Source organism: Pseudoalteromonas ostreae, from assembly GCF_018069805.1.
Classification (GTDB): Bacteria; Pseudomonadota; Gammaproteobacteria; order Enterobacterales; family Alteromonadaceae; genus Pseudoalteromonas; species Pseudoalteromonas ostreae.
In genome coordinates, this window is record NZ_JAGPYN010000016.1 from 1 (window position 1) to 22,045 (window position 22,045).

Annotated in this window: 19 protein-coding genes; 11 read left to right on the forward strand and 8 right to left on the reverse strand. The window is 40.6% G+C overall.

Translation table 11 applies throughout. The annotated features are described in order from the left end of the window. The 4 genes from J7338_RS13675 to J7338_RS13690 all read left to right on the forward strand — a co-directional run. A partial coding sequence (locus J7338_RS13675) for a hypothetical protein (RefSeq protein WP_210797569.1) occupies positions 1 to 400 on the forward strand: 400 nt, incomplete at its 5' end. Between the two features lie 291 nt (positions 401 to 691). Beyond that, positions 692 to 1,003, forward strand: a complete 312-nt coding sequence (gene ppnP, locus J7338_RS13680) for a pyrimidine/purine nucleoside phosphorylase (RefSeq protein ID WP_210797570.1) — start codon at positions 692 to 694, stop codon at positions 1,001 to 1,003. A 183-nt stretch (positions 1,004 to 1,186) separates the two neighbouring features. Continuing rightward, the gene (gene hpf / locus J7338_RS13685; RefSeq protein ID WP_145235189.1) at positions 1,187 to 1,543 is read left to right on the forward strand and encodes a ribosome hibernation-promoting factor, HPF/YfiA family; all 357 of its coding nucleotides are present in this window, start codon (positions 1,187 to 1,189) and stop codon (positions 1,541 to 1,543) included. Positions 1,544 to 1,676: 133 nt separating this feature from the next. Continuing rightward, complete coding sequence (locus J7338_RS13690; RefSeq protein WP_415837806.1) at positions 1,677 to 2,909, forward strand: NRAMP family divalent metal transporter; 1,233 nt, start codon at positions 1,677 to 1,679, stop codon at positions 2,907 to 2,909. Positions 2,910 to 3,007: 98 nt separating this feature from the next. Here J7338_RS13690 and yacG read toward each other — a convergent pair whose 3' ends face one another. The 8 genes from yacG to nadC form a co-directional block, all read right to left on the reverse strand. Further along, a complete protein-coding gene (yacG, locus tag J7338_RS13695) occupies positions 3,008 to 3,238 on the reverse strand; it encodes a DNA gyrase inhibitor YacG (protein WP_210797571.1) in 231 nt (76 codons plus the stop codon). 67 nt (positions 3,239 to 3,305) lie between these two features. Then, positions 3,306 to 4,985, reverse strand: a complete 1,680-nt coding sequence (gene pilB / locus J7338_RS13700; protein ID WP_210797572.1) for a type IV-A pilus assembly ATPase PilB — start codon at positions 4,983 to 4,985, stop codon at positions 3,306 to 3,308. 136 nt (positions 4,986 to 5,121) lie between these two features. Then, a complete protein-coding gene (gene coaE, locus J7338_RS13705; RefSeq protein ID WP_210797573.1) occupies positions 5,122 to 5,757 on the reverse strand; it encodes a dephospho-CoA kinase in 636 nt (211 codons plus the stop codon). A gap of 1 nt (position 5,758) precedes the next feature. Next, entirely contained in the window at positions 5,759 to 6,658 is a 900-nt protein-coding gene (locus tag J7338_RS13710) for a prepilin peptidase (protein ID WP_210797574.1), read from the reverse strand. Between the two features lie 594 nt (positions 6,659 to 7,252). Continuing rightward, positions 7,253 to 8,482, reverse strand: a complete 1,230-nt coding sequence (locus tag J7338_RS13715) for a type II secretion system F family protein (protein WP_210797575.1) — start codon at positions 8,480 to 8,482, stop codon at positions 7,253 to 7,255. A 2-nt stretch (positions 8,483 to 8,484) separates the two neighbouring features. Further along, on the reverse strand, positions 8,485 to 9,528 hold the full coding sequence (locus J7338_RS13720; protein ID WP_228732993.1) for an O-antigen ligase family protein: 1,044 nt from the start codon (positions 9,526 to 9,528) through the stop codon (positions 8,485 to 8,487). A 328-nt stretch (positions 9,529 to 9,856) separates the two neighbouring features. Next, positions 9,857 to 10,321 carry a pilin gene (locus tag J7338_RS13725; protein ID WP_210797577.1) on the reverse strand — a complete coding sequence of 155 codons (465 nt, stop codon included), beginning with the start codon at positions 10,319 to 10,321 and terminating at the stop codon, positions 9,857 to 9,859. Between the two features lie 528 nt (positions 10,322 to 10,849). Further along, the gene (nadC, locus tag J7338_RS13730) at positions 10,850 to 11,695 is read right to left on the reverse strand and encodes a carboxylating nicotinate-nucleotide diphosphorylase (RefSeq protein WP_210797578.1); all 846 of its coding nucleotides are present in this window, start codon (positions 11,693 to 11,695) and stop codon (positions 10,850 to 10,852) included. Positions 11,696 to 12,076: 381 nt separating this feature from the next. On the opposite strand from nadC, the gene ampD reads away from it, so the two are divergent. The 7 genes from ampD to J7338_RS13765 all read left to right on the forward strand — a co-directional run bounded on the left by ampD (position 12,077) and on the right by J7338_RS13765 (position 21,761). Next, entirely contained in the window at positions 12,077 to 12,619 is a 543-nt protein-coding gene (ampD, locus tag J7338_RS13735; RefSeq protein ID WP_210797579.1) for a 1,6-anhydro-N-acetylmuramyl-L-alanine amidase AmpD, read from the forward strand. 48 nt (positions 12,620 to 12,667) lie between these two features. Continuing rightward, positions 12,668 to 13,519 carry a beta-lactamase regulator AmpE gene (gene ampE / locus J7338_RS13740; protein WP_210797580.1) on the forward strand — a complete coding sequence of 284 codons (852 nt, stop codon included), beginning with the start codon at positions 12,668 to 12,670 and terminating at the stop codon, positions 13,517 to 13,519. A gap of 347 nt (positions 13,520 to 13,866) precedes the next feature. Then, entirely contained in the window at positions 13,867 to 14,616 is a 750-nt protein-coding gene (gene pdhR / locus J7338_RS13745; RefSeq protein ID WP_210797581.1) for a pyruvate dehydrogenase complex transcriptional repressor PdhR, read from the forward strand. Between the two features lie 108 nt (positions 14,617 to 14,724). Beyond that, positions 14,725 to 17,391: a pyruvate dehydrogenase (acetyl-transferring), homodimeric type gene (gene aceE / locus J7338_RS13750; RefSeq protein WP_210797582.1), complete on the forward strand. Its 2,667-nt coding sequence runs from the start codon at positions 14,725 to 14,727 to the stop codon at positions 17,389 to 17,391. A gap of 10 nt (positions 17,392 to 17,401) precedes the next feature. Then, the gene (gene aceF, locus J7338_RS13755; RefSeq protein ID WP_210797583.1) at positions 17,402 to 19,309 is read left to right on the forward strand and encodes a pyruvate dehydrogenase complex dihydrolipoyllysine-residue acetyltransferase; all 1,908 of its coding nucleotides are present in this window, start codon (positions 17,402 to 17,404) and stop codon (positions 19,307 to 19,309) included. Positions 19,310 to 19,509: 200 nt separating this feature from the next. Continuing rightward, the gene (lpdA, locus tag J7338_RS13760) at positions 19,510 to 20,937 is read left to right on the forward strand and encodes a dihydrolipoyl dehydrogenase (RefSeq protein ID WP_210797584.1); all 1,428 of its coding nucleotides are present in this window, start codon (positions 19,510 to 19,512) and stop codon (positions 20,935 to 20,937) included. Positions 20,938 to 21,071: 134 nt separating this feature from the next. Next, positions 21,072 to 21,761 (forward strand): tRNA-uridine aminocarboxypropyltransferase, encoded by a 690-nt coding sequence (locus J7338_RS13765; protein ID WP_210797585.1) that lies wholly within the window; start codon positions 21,072 to 21,074, stop codon positions 21,759 to 21,761. Positions 21,762 to 22,045: the final 284 nt, after the last annotated feature.

Below are 22,045 nucleotides of genomic sequence, written 5' to 3' on the forward strand. Positions count from 1 at the left end.
GGTTGATAGTGCGCTTATTGTGTTAAAGGGGCACCTTCTGATAGAGGAGTTACTTACTGATTTGCTCAAAGAGAAACTAGCACTGGGGAACCCTCTAGAAATAAAAATTGGCCAAAATACGATGTTTGCTCAAAAACTCAATCTTTGCTGGGCCCTTGTACAGAAAGATATAAAGCTGGAAATTTGGCCTTTTCTCAAAGAGTTAAATGCAATAAGAAATAAAATGGCTCATGCTGTTGAACCTAAAGGCATAGACGAAAAAATAGAAGCATTTACTGAAATGGTATCTAGCTATGATCACTATATGATGCCTAAATCTAGAGGTAGCGATCTCGAATTCAGTATTGCATGGTTGCATATTGTATTAAGCCAGTATTTACATCATGTTAAAAACTCATAACAATCAAATTAATACTACCTCCGCAAGTTGTCTTTTTTTGCAGAGCAAAAAAACAACCATCTCGCTTCGGCGAATTATTTAGGCGTTACCACTATTTATCACAGCTAAAAAAGCGGTGATTTAATTATTTATTTAACTCTTAAGCATTTTACGCGCTAAAGCACGACCTACAATGTAAGCCCGAAGCCCATGAGTATTTTTCATTACTATGACTCTTCCCTTGCAAGCTTTTTGAGTATCAGGCACTGTGAACATAATTAAAATTATAAACTTAAATAAACAGGAGTTAGGATGTCTCAGTTTGATAATGTAAGTGTTGTTAAAACAGCGAACGTATATTTTGACGGTAAAGTATCAAGTCGTACGGTGGTTTTTGCTGATGGTAGCACTAAAACGTTAGGGTTTATGCAACCGGGTGAGTTTGAATTTGCTACGAGCAAAAAAGAATTGATGGAATTAAACGGCGGCCAGTGGGATGTATTACTCCCTGGTGAGACGAAATGGCAATCAATGTCAGCAGGGGAATCTTTTAACGTTGATGCTAACGTTACTTTCCAAGTAAAAGTGGCTGATTTTGCTGATTACTGTTGTTCGTATACTTAATATACAAAATTAAGAGTCACGCTGAAAGCCCCGTACCATGCGGGGTTTTGCATATTTAATGTGTATAATTTGATCTGAGTCATCTTTACTAACAAATAAATGTCATATTTATGCTTTGCTTCCTTGTGTTAATCTAAATAGCCCCCAATACTAGTTATGAGGTAACATAAAAAAGGATACCCTATGAAAATTAATCTTTCAGGTCACCATGTTGACGTTACTGACTCTATTAGAGAGCACATCAACGAAAAATTTTCAAAAATTGCGAGTCATTTTCCATCTCTGATCGCACTCGATATCATTCTTTCAAAAGAGCACCACAAGCTCCAAGCAGAAATCAGTACCATATACGAAGGCGCGCGTTTATCCGTTAAAGGTGAGAACGAAGTTCTTTATCCAGCTATTGCAAACGCGGCTAAAAAACTCGATGCAGCACTAAAGCATCGTAAAGGCCAAATTAAAGCCAATTTACATGAAAAACCGGTGAGCACTACACCTGAAATTGCTCATGAAATTATTCAAGAAATGGATTTACGTTAATTAATAAAGGCGCTAGGTTCTAGGTAACTAGGATCTAGCGAATCGTTTAATCTTCCATTAATTTTCTCACTTTCAATCCTCATTAAAACGCTGTAACTTGTTTATTAATAAAAACAATATAGTAAGCTCGCACATGCAATCAGCAGTATTAACTTGGCAAACTCGTTTAAACGCACTCGGCCCTGGTATTTTAATGGCAACAGCCGCTATTGGTGGCTCACATTTAGTGGCATCGACTCAAGCCGGAGCAATATTTGGCTGGCAGTTATTTTGGCTTATCGTGGTGGTTAATTTACTCAAATATCCGTTTTTCCGCTTTGGTATCGAGTACACGCTAGCCACAAAAAAAAGCTTAGTTGAAGGCTATCAAAGTAAAGGCCCGTGGTTTTTTTATAGTTTTATTGGCTTAAATATTATTGCCGCGGTGGTCAATACTGCTGGTGTGCTGCTATTAACGGCCAGTTTATTACACTACGCTTTACCTATTGCTATTTCAGTGACATTACTATGTTGGTTGATCCTCGCCGTTTGCTTAGTCATTTTATTACTCGGGCATTTTAAAGCACTCGATAACGTCGCAAAGGCTATTATGGGGCTACTTACATTAGCAACAGTCATTGCCCTCGCTATTGCATTTAGTAACGGCCCAATGGCACCTGCTGATTACGTTGGCCCATCTCCTTATGAACTTGCTATGCTGGGTTTTATGGTGGCATTGATGGGTTGGATGCCTGCACCGATTGAAATTTCAGCATTAAGCTCATTGTGGCTTAAAGAAAAGCAAAGCCAGCAAAGCGTGACTAAGGCTCAGGGGTTGTTTGATTTTAATTTAGGTTATTGGTTAACCGCAGGGCTGGCATTAGTATTCTTTTCACTCGGTGTGTTAGTACAATATGGACAAAGCGCAAATATAGAGCTTGGCGGCGTAGCATTTGCTAAACAGCTTATTGATATGTATGCCCTGACTATAGGTGAATGGGCTCGACCATTGGTTTCAATTATCGCATTTTTATGTATGTTTGGCACAACTTTAACTGTGCTTGATGGCTACGCCCGCACATTAAACGAATCACACAAGTTATTAGGTTTTAAACAAAGTAAGCACAGCTTAAATATCTGGTTGATAGTGCAATCTTTGGCGGGGATGGCGGTGATTTTATTCTTTAAATCAGCCCTTGGCCCTATGCTTACTTTTGCCATGACGCTAGCATTTTTGACCACACCGATTTTTGCATGGCTGAACTTCAGCTTAGTTCGCTCAGTACCAAGTATTCAGCATTCCAAAGTAATACAAAGCTTGAGCTGGTTAGGACTGATTTATTTAGTTGGCTTTGCGTTAGTTTTTTTAGTTTGGAAGCTTGGTTAACTGCAAAGTAGTTAATTGGAGTTTACGCGGGGTAAACCCGCGCCTGCATATTGGTAGCAGCGAGTTTACCTCGCGACTGTTTTACTCTTTTTTCGGGCTTACTTGAAAAAATCATCGTCGTTTTTAGCAAGCATAGCTTCAATATCTTCAATCATATCTTGGCTTAAATCATCTGCAGAGGTGATTGGAGCAGAGATTTTATTGTTTTCAAACGACCATTCGCCTAAGTCAATCAACTGGCAGCGTTTTGAACAAAAAGGGCGGTGCGGACTTTTTTCTGACCATTCTACTTGGGTTTTACACGTTGGGCAGTTTACAACTGTTGGCATAACATCTTCTCATACATATTGTTTATAATTTATAACTCTAAAACCTAGCACCCTAGGTTTCAGAATATTAAAAACTAGTTACTCGGTTTATCTCGGCTAATGAAGTCATACCGGCGGCAGCTTTTCTGAGGCCTGATAAACGCAAGTTATTAAAGCCTGACTTTAGCGATACTTCAGCAATTTCTAGTGAGTTACCGCCACGCATAATGATCTGTGCAATTTCAGGGGTAATTTGCATTACTTCATAAATACCTACCCGGCCTTTATAGCCATCTGTACAACTATCGCAGCCTTTGGGGACAAATAAAGTGAGTTCACTTATTTGTTCAGGGCTAAAACCTTGGCGTTGTAACTCTTCACTAGGTAAGGTTTCAGGTGTTTTACATTTAGGGCATAAACGACGGGCTAAACGCTGTGCGATGATCAAGCTAATCGAGCTGGCCACGTTATAAGCAGGTACACCCATATTAAGTAAACGGGTTAGGGTTTCAGGTGCAGAGTTAGTATGTAATGTCGATAATACTAAGTGACCAGTTTGCGCCGCTTTGATAGAAATTTCAGCGGTTTCAAGATCACGGATCTCACCTACCATTACTACATCAGGATCTTGACGTAAAAACGCTTTTAACGCATTAGCAAAGGTCATTTCTGCGCGCGGGTTAATTTGTACTTGGTTGATACCTTCAAGGTTAATTTCAACCGGATCTTCTGCAGTGCTGATATTACGCTCTGGTTGGTTAAGAATATTTAAACCAGTGTAAAGTGATACTGTTTTACCCGAGCCGGTAGGGCCAGTAACTAAAATCATGCCTTGCGGTTGTTGCAGAGCATCCATATAGAGCTTTTTCTGCTCAGGTTCATAACCCAGTACATCAATGCCCAGCATGGCACTGGAGGAATCAAGGATACGCATTACTATTTTCTCGCCCCATAAGGTCGGCAGCGTACTTACCCGGAAATCGATACTTTTACGTTCGGTAATTTTTAGTTTGATACGGCCATCTTGTGGTTTTCGTTTTTCGGCAATATCTAAGCGCGCCATAACTTTTATACGCGCAGATAAGCGCGTGGCTAAGCTGTTCGGCGGGCTGGCCATTTCATGCAAAATACCATCGATACGAAAACGTACGCGGTATTTATGTTCGTAAGGTTCAAAGTGTAGATCCGACGCGCCTTTTTTTATTGCATCCATCAAAATTTTATTGATGTAGACAATAATTGGGGCATCGTCTTTTTCGTCTTCACCGTTATTTTGTTGTTCTCGAGGACTTTCGGTATCTAGATCGCTAAACTCTTTAAATTCTTCATCACTTAAATGCAAACTGCCTGAGGCATCAAGTAGTTGATCTATTTTGACTTCAAGCTGGCGATAATCAACCACGACTACCTCACAGGCAAGTCCGGTACTAAATTCAAAGTTTTCAAAAGCACCGTAATCGGTAGGATCAGACGCGGCAATATAAAGTTTACGGCCTTTTTTAACTAAAGGTAGAATATGGTGATCTTTGATCAGCTTTTCTTTAACAAGCTCTTTTGGGATCAGCTCGACATCAAACTCACGTATATCAAAATAAGGCACTCGGAATAAGTCAATGCATTGCTCGGCAAGCTCATGGCCGTCAATACCGCTGCATTTAGCTATTAGCTCTGCGGTTGAGGCATACTCACGTTGCTTTAATTTAACCGTTTCAGCGTCAATACGGCCAAGCGTAATAAACTTTCTAAGTAATGGTGAATTAATATTCATTGCGCACCTTGGTTAGACCCTTTCATAGCCAGCAATTTATCAGAAAAAAGAAAGGTATAACATCAGTCTTGTCGATTTAAGATAATTTGACAACAAAAAGCTAAAAAGTTTTTGTTTATCACAACAGTTATCGTCTTTATGAGTTAAATTTAGCCGCTTGTTGTAAGTAGTTTTGATGCAGTTGCACTATATCTGGCTCAACTAAATACAAAGCGCGGTTGTTATCAATCACATCGTCAGCTCGGTTTAATTTATCTTCGCGCGACATTTGTGCGGTAATAATACTGAGCGCTTGTTGCTCGTTAATATTATCTCGGGCAATAGTGCGTTTGAGTTGTATTTCTACAGGAACGTCAATCACTAAAGTGCGAGCACAATATTGCTCAAGAGCATTTTCAAATAACAGTGGCGCAACGAGCACCACATATGCGCTGTTTGCAGAGTGTAAATCAGTAAGGGTTTTTTCACGGATCAGTGGGTGTAGCAAATTATTAAGCCAATTTTTTTGCGCTGTATCAGCAAAAATAATCTCACGTAATTGCGCCCGGTTTAAACTGCCGTCGGGGTTTAGCACTGGGGCACCAAAATGCTCCCTAATAGCAGCTAAACCAGGGCTATGCGGTTTGACTACTTGGCGTGCAATAATGTCTGCATCAACCACGGTAATAGCGAGTTTTTCAAACATGGCGCTAACGGCGCTTTTTCCGCAACCAATACCGCCGGTTAAGCCCAGCACCCAATTTTTCATCGGTTTATGAGTGGATGCATTCATATTAATAACCTAACAAATTAAAATAAAATACTTGGATTTGTGTGCCCCATAACAAAGTAACCCAACCGGCAATGGCTAAATAAGGCCCAAATGGAATTGGCGTGGCTTTATCTTTGCCTTGAATACTCAATAATGCGATACCAATAATAGCGCCCACTACACTTGATAATAAAACAATGGTGAGTAATGATTGCCAGCCAAGCAATGCGCCAAATACCGCCAGTAATTTAAAATCACCGTAGCCCATACCTTCTTTCCCGGTGATCAGTTTAAACAGCCAAAATACGCTCCAAAGGCTTAAGTAACCACAAGCTGCACCAATAATCGCATCAGTAGGTAAGATAGTGATGCCCATTACCGAGGCAATTAATGCTAGCCAGAGTAAAGGTAAGGTGAGTTGATCGGGTAGCAGCATATGGTCAATATCAATAAAGGTCAGGGTAACAAGCAGCCAAGTAATTAAAATATATAGTAGTGATTGCTCAGTCGCGCCAAAAGTGTAGGCCACTATTAAACTTAAAATAGCAGTAAGCATTTCAACAATTGGGTATCGTACTGAGATTGGGTTACTGCAACTGGCGCAGCGACCTTTTAGCAATAACCAGCTAATAACAGGAATGTTTTGCCAAGGCTTAATGGCCGTTTTGCATTTTGGGCAGGTCGAGTTGGGCTTTACTAGATTTAATTCAGCTTCTGTATTATCAGCTTTTGTAGGTTTTAAATCGTCAGCCAGTAAAACACGGCATTCTGTTTGCCATTCACGCTGCATCATTATCGGCAGCCGGTAAATAACTACATTCAAAAAACTGCCAATACACAGGCTCACTAAGCCAACAGTGAGTAAATAAAACCATAATTGGCTTTGCATTACTGTGATTATATCAAGAAAGAAATTTTGCATTCGCTAAAACCTAAAACCTAAAACCTAAAAAATACTAAAAGCACACGCTTACGTTTATATCGCAGCGAGTTTACCACGCGACTGTTTATACATTTACACCGATAAAACTATTTTACCACTGAGGGCATAAAGGCGCTGTGCGCTATACAGAGAAACCAAAGTAAAAAATCTTTGATTTCTTCTCTGTGTTCTCGGTGGTGAATTAATCACTGACAGAACTTTAATCTATTGCGCGGGGTAAACCCGCGACTACGCATTGGTAGCAGCGAGTTTACCTCGCGACAATGAAATTATTTTCGCGGTGGCAAGCCACTCGCCTACAAGTAATGTCCACAATCAAAAACCTTTCTGCACAAAGAGTAGAATGAGAGCAAATGAGAAAAGCGCCACGGGCTTCGAATACACCCTAGCCACTTCCTAGAACCTATGTTTACAATTACTTCTCTAAAGCACAGCGTCTCTTAATCGCCGTGGTGAATAAATCACTTAAATAAAAAAATGTTGTATTGCTTAATATAAATTAGGAACATTTTTGCTTACAGCTTACAGCTTACAGCTTACAGCTTACAGCTTACAGCTTACAGCTTACAGCTTTTATATAACCGACCCAAGTTGGAAAATAGGTAAGTACATAGCAATGATCAAACCACCAACTAACACGCCGAGCACCGCCATAATAAGCGGCTCTAATAAGCTTGATAGACCATCTACCGCATCATCAACTTCTTGCTCATAAATAGTGGCGACTTTTGCTAGCATGCCATCTAAAGAGCCTGACTCTTCACCAATGGCGACCATTTGGATCACCATATCGGGGAATATTTTAGAATTACGCATTGCCCAGTTCATTTGATTACCAGAGCTTACCTCAGCTTTGATATCTAAAATAGCATAACGATAAACCGCATTACCAGAAGCCCCAGCAGCAGAATCCAATGCATCAACTAAAGGAACACCTGCTGCAAAAGTGGTCGAAAGCGTACGGGCATAGCGCGCCACCGCCGCTTTATTTAAAATCATACCAATTACTGGGAGCTTCAAAATAGCATGGTCGTTAGCATCGCGTAGTTTTTTACTTTTTAGCAGTGCTTCTTTGTAAGCCCAGCCAAAGCCAACGACTGCAATGAGCATTATCCACCAATACTCTTGCATAAACTCAGATATACCAATCACCATTAAAGTAAAGACAGGGAGTTCTGCTCCAAAGCCGGCAAAAATATCTTGGAACTGTGGCACAACAAAAATAAGTAGGATAGAAGTAACAATTAAAGCCACGACCAATACAGCAATGGGATAGAACATCGCTTTTTTAATTTTTGACTTTAGCGCTTCGGACTTTTCTTTATAAAGAGCAACACGGTCGAATATTTTATCCAGCGCACCCGATTGTTCACCAGAGGCAACTAAATCACAATATAAGTCATCAAAATAACGAGGGTGTTTACGCAGTGCGTTAGATAAAGTACCACCAGCTTTTACTTCATCGCCAATGGTCTCCATTAGCTTAGTAACGCTTTTATTAGTCGAGCCAGTGCCAATCATTTCAATTGATTGGATAAGGGGCACGCCCGCCATTAGCATAGTGGCAATTTGCCGCGTAACTAACGCAATATCTTTGGGGGTTATTTTTTGAATATTTTGAATACCAAACAGCGGTTTTGCTTTACGTTTTACTTTTGAGGGGGTGATACCTTGTTTACGTAATTGGGCTTTGACTAAAGCTATACTTGCGCCTGTCATTTCGCCTTCAAGGCGCTTCCCGCGAGCACTCACGCCGACCCATTCAAAAGTATCAAATCCTTTTTTGTCCGGTTGCTTTGCCATTATTAATCCTCGAAGTAAGTAAGTTTACAATTTTCAAAAGATAATTGTCCGTTAGACCAAAAGCTAGGGCCGTATGGTTTAGGGTCTAAACAGCTGTAGCTCAGTATAACTAATGCCGCGTAAAGTAAAGATATTGTGAATGTAATAATTAGTGCTATTTTTTTATGTGTGTTATTTTTTCTTTCAAATAGATTATAACCTAAATACCCAAGTAAAATCCCAACTAAAACAAATAAAAAAGTCTGCGAAATTGGCATGACTATCACGCCGCTGACTAGTGAGTAAATTAGTAAGCTCATGAATGAAGTGAAACAGGTTAAAAACTCATTGTTATCCTTGTTTTTCTTAATGAAGGCTAGTGAGTGATTAATTAATTTGTATATAAAAAAAACAAAAATAGATAAAACAATTGCTCCCCAGCTATTCAGAATTTGAAGGAAGCTATTATGGGGGTGGCCAAAATCGAAAGTTTCTGACTTATATCCACCTGGGCCATTACCAATAAGTAGTGTTTTAAAGTTTATATTGTTGATTACTTCTAGCCATAGCTCGTATCTTTTTGAACTGCCAGTTCTTATTATATATTCAGCTGAGTAGTAAATATCAAGGTAAAAATAGTGAATTAAAAACAATAAAATAGCACCTAATAGACAAAAGAACAGTTCTTTTATCATACTTTTATTTATGAAATAGCAGTAAATTAATGTTGTCACCAATATTGCTATTGAAGCACCTCGAGCACTACTGAAAAGTAACAAAAATAAATTTAAAGCCAGAGTGATTTTGGCAACTCTATGTAACTTAGAGTGTGAAAGAAAATAGATGACAAAGGGTATGCTTAGGACTTGAAATTGATTAAAAAATCGAATGTTATAGAAACCATATAAAACGCCATCAGGAAATGGCGCTTCACTTGATAGAATAAAAAAAGAATAATTAAGTAATGAATAAGATACTAAAAATACGTTAGAGAAAAATATCGTATAAAATAAAATAGAGTTATTATCTTTTATTTTATAACCTAAAAAAACAAGGCTTATTAGCATTGTAGCGTGAAGATAGCTTAAGCTTGAATATAATAGATTGTTACTTAATAACGTGCTGATTAAACCAATGAATAGAACTAAAATCAATATCAGATTAGATCTCTTTTCTAACTTGAATGAATGAAAATAAAGTAAGGAACATAAAATAAGTAGTATAGACTGGAAGACTCTTTTTTCATTAAATAAACCAAAAAAATATTCATCAATAAATGGAATTAAACAGAAAATTAAAAATACAGAGGGAGTTATTGTATGAGATGTTTTTTTTATCATATTGATAGATTGAGGAGCTCCTTGCTAAGAGCTCCTCTCTTTGAATAAAAACTAATTAGCTTTTACGGCAGTTTTGTGGCACATATTTGTTTAACGTTGCTGCGCTTATTTCGCACTTCCAGCTGACACTTCCACTAGTTGCTGTAGGCGTGAATGTAAGTGAACCACCATCAAGTGCCGTAACAGAGGTACCCTGGATTGCTGCAGTAACGACACCACCAGTTCCAACTGTTACTGATTCTACATAAGTAGAAGATATGTTAGTTGCAGTAGGATCCAATCCTACTTTTGAATTACTGTTACATGCGGCAAGTGTTGTGTCTCCTGTTGTGATTGCGCATTCACTAACTGCTGTTTTAGCTGAGCCAGCAAAAGTAACAACTTCACTCATTTTCGCACGAGTAGTATAATCTTGATAGGCAGGTAACGCGACTGCTGCCAAAATACCGATGATTGCTACTACAATCATTAATTCAATTAGGGTAAAACCCTTTTGATTTTGTTGTGTCATTTTTTCCATATTCCTCTCCTAAAGGATAGTATTTTCTGTAAGCTAAATTAATTATGTTAGCAAAGTATGTGTTCACGTTAGCTACTGTAACTGCTTTATCTTACGTTTTTTTTAAAATCGTTAAACTACTAACCCCTAACCTAGCTAAAGAATGCATGATAGGTTTTAGCATCTATTAAAATCAATCCATTATAACAACTTTAGCACTAAAGCTACTTATTGGTAGCTGCTTTAGCTGCATTTTATCGAATTATAAAAACTTTCTTCACTCACAACTTAATTTCAATGTGGCTTATTTTGCTCTTAGCTTTCATCAAATTAGCCGTGCGGTGCACGAAAATTTAAAAGTAGTTATTTAGGCTTGGTTTAAATTAGTTAATTAATCCAAGAAGCTTACAATAACACTGTTTTGTATTATATAAAGCACTAATTTTAACAGTTTGTTATGTTTTGTAAGCCTTTCGGCTTATTTAATGCTGTCTTCGCCAGCTTGTCAATGAGTTAGGATTGCATAATATTTATTTTTTGGTTTTATAGTCATTCAAAACGCATTGATAAATCGATCGATTGTAAATTTTTTGTAAGTGCACCGCTGGATATAAAATCAACCCCGGCCTGTGAGTAGGTGCGCAGTGTCGCAAGGGTCATATTACCCGACACTTCTAATTTTGCGCGCCTATCGGTCAGTATCACAGCTTGTTGAATTTGCTCAACGCTAAAGTTATCCAGCATTATAATATCAGCACCGGCTGTAATGGCTTGATCTAGCTCAATAAGTGATTCGACTTCTACTTCTACTGGTTTAGTTGGATGATTAAGTTTTGCTTGCGCTACGGCTTTATCGATGCCACCGCAGGCGGCAATGTGGTTTTCTTTAATCAAAAACGCATCAAATAAGCCAATGCGATGATTTGCGCCACCGCCACATTTGACTGCGTACTTTTGTAATGCACGTAGGCCCGGAATGGTTTTACGGGTATCGAGTAGTTGGGTGTTGGTGCCACTGAGCTCTTTTACATAATGCGCTGTAGTGGTTGCTGTACCTGACAAGGTTTGTACAAAATTAAGTGCGGTACGTTCAGCTGTTAAAATAGCGCGGGCAGAACCTATTGCTGTAAATAAGGTATCGTTAGCTTTAACAGTCTCACCATCATTTATCAGCACATTAACTTCCACATTCGGGTCAACTTGTTTGAACACTTCTAAGATAATGTCTTTACCGCAAAACACGCAATCTTCACGGGTGATCACTTTGGCATTAGCGTGCTGCGTCGCTGGAATTAGTTGCGCTGTGATGTCGCCTTGTTCGGCTGTTTGGTAATTTAAATCTTCATCAAGGGCAAGTTTAACCAATTGGCTTAAAAGGCTGTGTGGGATAGACATTATAAAAGCTCATTATAATTAGGAAATTGTTCAAATTTTACATGGTTTGAAAGTGAAAGAGAAGGCTGAAACTATAAGTTTGATTAGGTTCTAGAGAGTGAGGTTCTAGGTTTTTGGAAGTGGCTAGATGCTAGGGCATATTCGTGGTTCCCCGCTTGTCGCACGTGGCATTTTTTCTTCTCGGTGTAACAAAGCGCTTTGGTGGGCTCTGCGGTGAAATAGTGTGTCTGTGTAAATGTAAAAACAGTCGCGAGGTAAACTTGCTGCGACCAATACGTAGGCGCGGGTTTACCCCGCGCAATTAAAGCTTTGCTATTATTCTATTTAAAAATCTATTAGCATCTGACTATGCATTTATTTACAGGCCGTTATGAATAAACAATGAAAATAAACTCTTTTGGTGTCGTTAGTACCGCTATCCAGCGACCAAGTACGCATTTTGATGAGCGCCCACTAGCTGAGGAAATATCTTTATTAGTGATTCATAATATTTCCTTGCCTGCAGGGCAGTTTGCCACGCCGTTTGTGGATGATTTGTTTATGGGATGTATTGATTGCCAAGCACACCCTAGCTTTGCTGATTTAAAGGGGCTGAGAGTTTCAGCCCATTGCTTTATTAAACGCACGGGTGAAATAGTGCAATACGTGCCTTTTAGTAAACGTGCTTGGCATGCAGGGCGCTCTGAATTTTTAGGGCGTAGTCAGTGTAATGATTTTAGTGTTGGTATTGAGCTTGAAGGAACTGACACAACGCCATATACCCAAAATCAATATAATGCATTACAATCCTTAACTAACGCATTGACTAATAAATATTCAGCTATCACACGCGAGCGTATTGTTGGCCATTGCCACATTGCACCAGGTCGAAAAACAGACCCAGGTGACAGTTTTGATTGGAATCATTATTTTGCTGCACTATAACAATATTTTAATCAGCTTTAACTAGCGCCAATTTGGAAACAGAAAAGTATGATCTTAATTTCTATAATAATAGCTCTAATATTAGAGCGTTTAGGTGCCCGATCTGATTACTGGCAAATAAGCTATTACGCGCAAGGCTATTTAACACGTTCCAAAAAACAGCTTGGCGAGCAAGGTTTATTCAATTCGCCTGCGGGATTTATAATTTGGCTGTGTTTGCCGGTATTACTTGTGGCGGTTATTTTTACCTTATCTGATTTTGTATTATGGCAGTTAGCTATTAATGTGGTTGTGCTGCTGATTTGCTTTGGCTGTGCTAAACAACGTGCTTTATATAAGTCTTATTTAAATGCGTTAACTCGTGATGATCAGCAAGCTGCAACCTTATATGCACTGCAAATGGGGCAAAATAAAACGGAAGAGCAAAAAGGCGGTGAAACCTTTGGACAAACGTTGGCTTGGGTAAACTTTCGTTTTTATTGTGCAGTTATTTTTTGGTTTGTAATATTAGGCGTACCTGGCGCGACCTTGTATGCATTAGTACGTACTTTTGCTGATTTAGTGCAGAACGACCATAAAGTTGTGTATGCCAAACGTTTTAAACTTATTCATTCATTATTATTTTGGCTTGATTGGTTACCAGCCAGAATCGCCAGCTTTGGTTATCTAGTAATAGGTAACTTTAATAAAGGCACCAGTTGCTGGCTGCATTATGCACTCGATTTTACAGTGAGTAACCGTAAAGTGGTTACTAATACCGCGCTTGCCGCAGAGCAGATAGAACAGCAACATTTTGGTTGCGCGTATGAAGCAACTTGTATGATGAAGCTTGTAAAACGAAATGTATTGTTTTATTTAGTGTTAATTGCCTTGCTTACTTTGTTTGGTGGATTAGCGTAAATAAACAGGTGCTAGGTTACGTAGGCGCGGGTTTACCCCGCGCAATTATAAATTCGACAAAGAAGTTCAGAGACGCCGCACTTTAGAGATGCAACCATCTGGTCAGACCATTTGTTTTTTCTGTGAAAACCCTTCCCAAACTCTGGCTTTATCTCATACTGTTTGATCTTTGTGCAAAATACGTTAGGGTGTTTTTTAAGGTGCATCGCAGCGAAATTGACAGCAAACTTGCTTTTTGGTAACGTATGGCTCAAATTTGGTATGACCAATTTACCTTTTGGTCTAGACTATGGGTATAAACTTGAATTATTCAGGCTATATTCCCACTACAATGCGGACGTTGATTAATGTCTTTAAAGATTAAAGCAGCAAAACTATCGGATGTTATTTTACAGCAACTTGAGAATATGATTCTTGAGGGCTCATTAGCTCCCGGTGAAAAACTGCCGCCAGAGCGTGAATTAGCCAAGCAATTTGAAGTGTCGCGCCCTTCATTACGTGAAGCCATTCAAAAGCTAGAGGCAAAAGGTTTAGTAACACGTCGCCAAGGTGGCGGGACATTCGTAAAAAATCAGCTCGAAGAAGGGCTTACTGATCCGTTATTTGACTTGATCAGTAAGCATCCTGAATCACAATTTGATTTATTAGAGTTTCGTCATGCATTAGAAGGGATTGCAGCTTATTATGCTGCGCTTCGTGGCACGACTACTGACTTTGCTAAAGTGAAACAGAGTTTTGATAGTATTGCCGTAGCGAATGATAATTTACAGCAAAAAGCCAAAGCAATTAACGCCTTTCACTTTTGTGTTGCAGAAGCTTCGCATAACGTGGTGCTGTTGCATTTAGTGCGTGGTATGCGGGCATTGCTAGAGCAAAATGTTTTACAAAATTTAACGGTATTGTTAGAAAAGCCGCATATTAGTTCGCGCTTAGCTGAGCATCGCCGTTTATTAATGGATGCAGTGATTGAAGGGAATCCCGAGCAGGCGCGACTTGCCAGTAATGCTCACTTAGCTTTCATTGAAGAAGCGTTATTGGAAGCAGGTAAAGAGCATTCGCGAATTGAACGTAGTTTAAGGCGCACCAAACAAAATTAGCAAACACAGTAAAAAATCAATAATTTAAGCAAGTACTGCACATGGCAATAATGATTACCACAGTACTAATTAAGAACATTCGTATTTTAAACATAAGGAAACCTCCATATGTCTGAAGTCAATAAAATTGACGTAGACGCGCTAGAAACACAAGAGTGGTTACAAGCTCTTGAATCAGTTGTGCGCGAAGAAGGTGTTGAACGTGCTCAGTTTTTACTTGAGCAAGTATTAGAGCAAGCCCGTTTAGACGGTGTTGATATGCCTACAGGTATCAGCACAAACTACGTTAATACGATCCCGGTAGATCAAGAGCCTGCATACCCTGGGGACGTAAACCTTGAGCGCCGTATTCGTTCTATTATTCGTTGGAACGCAATCATGATTGTATTGCGTGCTTCGAAAAAAGACCTCGACCTAGGCGGCCATATGGCGTCTTACCAGTCATCAGCGGCGTTTTATGAAGTATGTTTTAACCATTTCTTCAAAGCACCAAATGACGTAGACGGCGGTGACTTAGTTTATTATCAAGGTCATATCTCTCCGGGTATTTATGCACGTGCATTTGTTGAAGGTCGTTTATCTGCTGCGCAGCTTGATAACTTCCGTCAAGAAGTTGATGGCGAAGGTTTACCATCTTACCCACACCCTAAATTAATGCCTGAATTCTGGCAGTTCCCTACGGTATCTATGGGTCTTGGTCCTATCGCGTCTATTTATCAAGCGCGCTTCTTAAAGTACCTAGATGGTCGTGGCTTAAAAGACACTAAAAACCAACGTGTATACGCGTTTTTAGGCGACGGCGAAATGGATGAGCCAGAATCGCGTGGCGCTATTTCTTTTGCTGCTCGTGAAAAACTAGACAACCTTTGTTACTTAATTAACTGTAACTTACAGCGCCTAGACGGCCCAGTAATGGGGAATGGTAAAATCATTCAAGAGCTTGAAGGTCTATTTAAAGGCGCTGGCTGGAATGTGATCAAGCTAGTGTGGGGCAGCGGCTGGGATATCCTACTAGCTAAAGACACCACGGGTAAGTTATTGCAATTGATGAACGAAACAGTCGATGGCGATTACCAAACTTATAAAGCTAAAAATGGCGCGTACGTACGTGAACATTTCTTTGGTCGTTACCCTGAAACAGCAGCACTTGTTGCTGATATGACAGATGACGAAATCTTCGCGCTTAAGCGTGGTGGTCATGAACCATCAAAATTATTCGCTGCATTCAAAAAAGCAGAAGAGACCAAAGGTCGCCCAACAGTTATCCTAGCTAAAACTGTAAAAGGTTACGGTATGGGTGAAGCGGCTGAAGGTAAGAATATTGCTCACCAAGTGAAAAAAATGGACATGTCACACGTTGCCCATTTACGTTCACGTTTAGGTCTTGATGATTTAGTATCTGAAGAGCAACTTGCAGAACTACCTTATTTAACACTTGAAGATGGTTCGGCTGAGCACAAGTACTTACATGCTCGCCGTGATGCACTTAAAGGTTATACGCCAAAACGTATTCCTAACTTTACTGAAAAGTTAGTACTGCCAGAAGTAGACGCGTTCAAGCCACTACTTGAAGAGCAAAAGCGTGATATCTCTACCACTATGGGTTTTGTTCGTGCACTTAATATCTTATTGAAAGATAAAGGTATTGGTAAAAATATCGTACCAATTATTGCCGATGAAGCGCGTACTTTTGGTATGGAAGGTTTATTCCGTCAAATTGGTATTTATAATCCACATGGCCAAAACTATACGCCGCAAGACCGCGATATCGTTTCTTACTACAAAGAAGCAACATCAGGTCAAGTATTGCAAGAAGGTATCAACGAGTTAGGTGCAATGTCATCGTGGGTTGCTGCGGCAACATCATACAGCACTAACGATTTACCAATGATCCCATTTTATATCTACTATTCAATGTTCGGTTTCCAACGTGTTGGCGACATGGCATGGATGGCGGGTGATCAACAAGCACGTGGTTTCTTACTAGGTGCTACTGCTGGTCGTACAACATTAAACGGTGAAGGCCTACAGCACGAAGATGGTCACAGCCATATTCTTGCAAACACAGTACCTAACTGTATCTCTTACGATCCAACATACGCTTACGAAGTAGCGGTTATTGTTCAAGATGGTATTCGTCGTATGTACGGTGAAGAGCAAGAAAACATTTACTACTACCTAACGCTTATGAACGAAAACTATGCACAACCTGCTATGCCAGAAGGTGCTGAAGAAGGTATTCGTAAAGGTATTTATAAGCTTGAAAGCTACGCAGGCAAAAAAGCCAACGCACAACTACTAAGCTCAGGCACTATCATGACTGAAGTGCGTAAAGCTGCTGCCATCTTAAGTGATGATTACGGTATTGCATCTGATGTTTACTCGGTAACGTCGTTTAACGAATTAACTCGTGAAGGGCAAGATGCTGAGCGTTTCAATATGCTTAACCCAGAAAGCGAGCAGAAGACTGCCTACATCACCAGTGTATTAAATGACTCAGTGACTGTTGCCGCAACGGATTACATGAAAAACTACGCAGAACAAGCGCGTTCATTCATTCCAAGCAGCAACTACAAAGTATTAGGTACCGATGGTTACGGTCGTTCTGATAGCCGTGAAAACCTTCGTCGTCACTTTGAAGTTAACGCCAGCTACGTAGTAGTTGCGACGTTATCTGAACTTGCTAAACGTGGTGAAGTTGAGAAGTCAGTTGTGGTTGAAGCACTTAAAAAGTTCAACATCGACACTAACAAACTTAATCCACTGTACGCATAAGAGGTTTGCAATGAGTATTGAAATTAAAGTACCAGATATCGGTGGCGATGAAGTCGAAGTAACCGAAATTCTAGTGAGCGTTGGTGACAAAGTTGACGTTGACCAATCATTACTAACTGTTGAGGGTGATAAAGCCTCAATGGAAGTACCTGCGGCACAAGCCGGTACTGTAAAAGAAATCAAAGTAAACGTGGGTGACACGGTTACTACGGGCTCTTTAGTATTTTTATTTGAAGGCGAAAGCGCTGGCGAAGAAAAAGCGCCGGAAGCTTCGGCTAAATCTGAAGATGCAGCACCAGCTGCGTCTTCTGGTTCAACAACTAAAGAAGTCACCGTACCAGATATCGGCGATGATGAAGTTGAAGTAACGGAAATCATGGTTGCTGTTGGCGACACCGTTTCAGAAGAACAATCTATCTTAAACGTTGAAGGCGACAAAGCGGCAATGGAAGTACCAGCGCCGTTTGCAGGTACTGTTAAAGAAATTAAAGTTGCCGCTGGCGATAAAGTAAAAACAGGCTCTTTAGTGTTTGTTTTTGAAGTGGCTGGTAGTGAGCCTGCAGCTGCGAAAGCAGAAACAGCGCCAGCTCAAGAGTCTGCGCCGGCACAAAGTTCAGCGCTAAGCACTAAAGAAGTAAACGTGCCTGATATCGGCGGTGATGAGGTTGAAGTCACTGAAGTGATGGTTGCAGTAGGCGATAAGGTTACTGAAGATCAGTCAATCTTAAACGTTGAAGGCGACAAAGCGGCAATGGAAGTACCAGCACCATTTGCCGGTACTGTTAAAGAGATTAAAGTTGCTGCGGGCGATAAAGTATCGACCGGTTCACTTATCTTTGTATTTGAAGTGCAAGGCAGTGCACCTGCAGCTACCGCTGAAAAAACGGCTTCTGAATCTGCACCAGCAGCAAAAGCAGAGTCGGCACCAGCGCCACAAGCAGCACCGGCAAAAGCCAGCAATGAAAGCTTTGAGAACAACAGTGCATATGCTCACGCATCGCCAGTTGTGCGCCGTTTAGCCCGTGAGTTTGGTATTAACCTTGCGAATGTTAAAGGCTCTGGCCGTAAAAACCGTGTTGTTAAAGAAGACGTGCAAAACTATGTGAAGAACTTAGTTAAGCAAGTTGAGTCTGGTCAGCTTTCAGCTGGTAACGGCAATGCAGGTGGTGGTGAACTTGGTTTAATTCCATGGCCAAAAGTTGATTTTGCTAAATTTGGTGAAATCGAAGAGAAGAAACTATCTCGCATTCAAAAGCTATCAGGTAAAAACTTACACCGTAACTGGGTGCAAATCCCTCACGTTACCCAGTTTGATGAAGCTGATATCACAACGCTTGAAGAGTTCCGCAAAGAGCAAAATGCTCTGGCAGAAAAGAAAAAGCTCGGCGTTAAAATTACGCCACTGGTATTTGTAATGAAAGCAGCGGCAAAAGCGCTCGCTGAGTTCCCTACATTTAACTCGTCGCTATCTGCAGATGGTGAAAGCTTAATCCTTAAAAAGTACATCAATATCGGTGTTGCGGTTGATACGCCAAATGGTTTAGTTGTTCCCGTATTTAAAGATGTTGATAAAAAAGGCATCATTGAATTATCACGTGAATTGATGGAAGTATCAGTTAAAGCGCGTGACGGCAAACTAACCTCGTCTGATATGCAAGGTGGCTGTTTTACTATTTCAAGCTTAGGTGGTATCGGTGGTACGGCATTTACGCCAATCGTTAACGCGCCAGAGGTTGCTATTTTAGGTGTCTCTAAATCTGAAATGAAACCGAAATGGAATGGCAAAGAGTTTGAGCCTAAACTGATGGTTCCACTTTCTATGTCATACGACCATAGGGTGATTGACGGTGCACTAGCGGCACGCTTTACTGTAACGCTTGCAAGTTACATGAGCGATATACGCCAGTTAGTAATGTAATGCACTAATTGATGCATCTAGTTAAATAAATAGAATCAAATCCCAGCCAGTTGTTTTTAGCTGGGATTTTTACCATTTGCAATGATACACTACTGGTATATTTTGCATAAATTTTTGATCTGCTCTGGCTTTCTGCCCATGCAGAAACATGGCAGTTAAACTTTAGGGCAGTGTCCCGTTCAAACAATTAAGGTAAAAGCATGAGCAACGAATTAAAAACTCAAGTTGTTATATTAGGCGGTGGTCCTGGTGGTTATTCTGCGGCTTTCCGTGCTGCTGACTTGGGCTTAGAAGTTACATTAGTAGAATCTCGCGACACATTAGGCGGTGTATGTCTTAATGTGGGTTGTATCCCTTCAAAAGCACTTTTACACGTAGCTAAAGTAATTGATGACGCAGCTGAAATGTCGTCTCATGGTGTTACTTTTGGCGCACCACAAATTGACTTAGACAAAATCCGTTCATGGAAAGAGTCTGTAATTGGTCAGTTAACTGGCGGCCTAGACGGCATGGCTAAAATGCGTAAAGTTAAAGTGGTTTACGGTTACGGTAAATTCACTGGCAACAACACTCTTGATGTTGAAGGCGCAGATGGTAAAACAACAATTACCTTTGATAATGCAATTATCGCAGCAGGCTCGCAACCAGTTAACTTACCTTTCATCCCTGAAGATGACCGTGTAATTGACTCAACTGGCGCGCTTGAGCTTAAAGACGTACCAGAGAAACTACTTGTATTAGGTGGTGGTATCATCGGTCTTGAGATGGGCACTGTGTACCGTGCACTAGGTTCTGCAATCGACGTAGTTGAATTTGCTGACCAACTAGTACCAGCGGCTGATAAAGACGTTATCAAGATTTACCAAAAATACGTGAGCAAAAAGTTCAACGTAATGCTTTCTACTAAAGTAACTGGCGTTGAAGCAAAAGACGACGGCCTATACGTAACGTTTGAAGGTAAAAATGCACCGGCTGAACCTGTACGTTATGACAAAGTACTTGTTGCTGTTGGTCGTACACCAAACGGTAAACTACTTGATGCAGACAAAGCGGGCGTTAACGTTGATGAGCGTGGCTTTATCAATGTTGATAAGCAACTTAAAACAAACGTTAATCACATCTTCGCGATTGGTGACATTGTTGGTCAACCTATGCTTGCGCACAAAGCGGTTCACGAAGCACACGTTGCAGCTGAAGTTATCTCTGGTCAAAAACATTTCTTTGACCCTAAATGCATTCCTTCAATCGCCTATACTGATCCAGAAATCGCTTGGGTTGGCGTAACTGAGAAAGAAGCAAAAGAGCAAGGCTTAAGCATCGAAACAGCGGTATTCCCATGGGCTGCATCAGGTCGTGCAATTGCATCTGCCCGTACTGAAGGTCAAACTAAGCTTATCTTTGATAAAGACAGTGGCCGTGTTATCGGTGGCGCTATGGTTGGTATCAACGCAGGCGAAATGCTTGGCGAAATCGGCTTAGCAGTTGAAATGGGCGCAGATGGCGAAGACTTAGCGCTTACAATTCACGCTCACCCAACATTGAACGAATCAATTGGCCTTGCAGCTGAAATCTTTGAAGGTTCGATCACTGATTTACCAAACAAAAAAGCAGTTAAAAAGAAGAAGTAATTCTTTTAGTTAATTGTTTAAAAACCCAAGCCCCGGCTTGGGTTTTTTGTTTTGTAGGCGCGGGTTTACCCCGCGCGAATGTGCTACAATACGCGCCGAACAATTTTTAGGTACTTTTTTAGGTGACAAACCTTGTGACTAACCGCTCTGCTAATTCAGTACTTACTTTGCGTGCCCAGCAAATTAGTGAATCTCGCCGTGAGTTTAATGCTCGTGGCGGTAAAATGGATCGCTGTGAGCGATGCTTAATTGCAAAACATTATTGTATTTGTGACGGTGTGGAGCAGGCTGATAGTCAGGCGGCGGTATGCTTACTGATGTACCACAACGAGAGTTTTAAACCCTCTAATACAGGGCGTTTAATTGCTGAAATCATTCCTGATAATCATGCTTTTCGCTGGGACAGGACTGATCCTGACGAGAAACTATTAGCTTTATTGAGCGATCCACAATATCAGCCTATGTTGATCTTTCCTGCTACAGATGTTGAAGATACCGCACGCGTTATTACTGATGTACAACACCAGCCTAATAAACGCCCTTTATTTATCTTTTTAGATGGCACCTGGCGTGAAGCGAAAAAAATGATCCGCAAAAGCCCTTATCTCGATAATTTACCCGTGCTGTCGATCACTGCAGAAAAGCTCTCAGATTATCGCTTACGTGTAGCCCCTCACGCACACCAACTTGGCACCGCAGAAGTGGCAATTATGGTGTTAGCACTGGCAGGCGAGGCTGATGCCGCAACAAAGCTTGAGCAGCATTTTATGAAATTCCGCGATGCGTATTTATTAGGCAAACGCAACAAAGGCCGACCAGCGTAGGCGCGGGTTTACCCCGCGCAAATGTAAGTACGGGACAAAATAAGCCACGGAACAGCTCCTGTCGCGATATAAAATCGCTGCTACGAATTTGCAATACCTTGTAGGCGCGGGTTTACCCCGCGCAAATGTAAAATATAAGCACGGGATAAAAATCAGCCACGGCACCGCTCTGGTCGCGATATAAAGTCGCTGCTACGAATTTGCAATACCTTGTAGGCGCGGGTTTACCCCGCGCAAATGCAACATATAAGCACGGGGTAAAATTCAGCCACGGAACAGCTCCT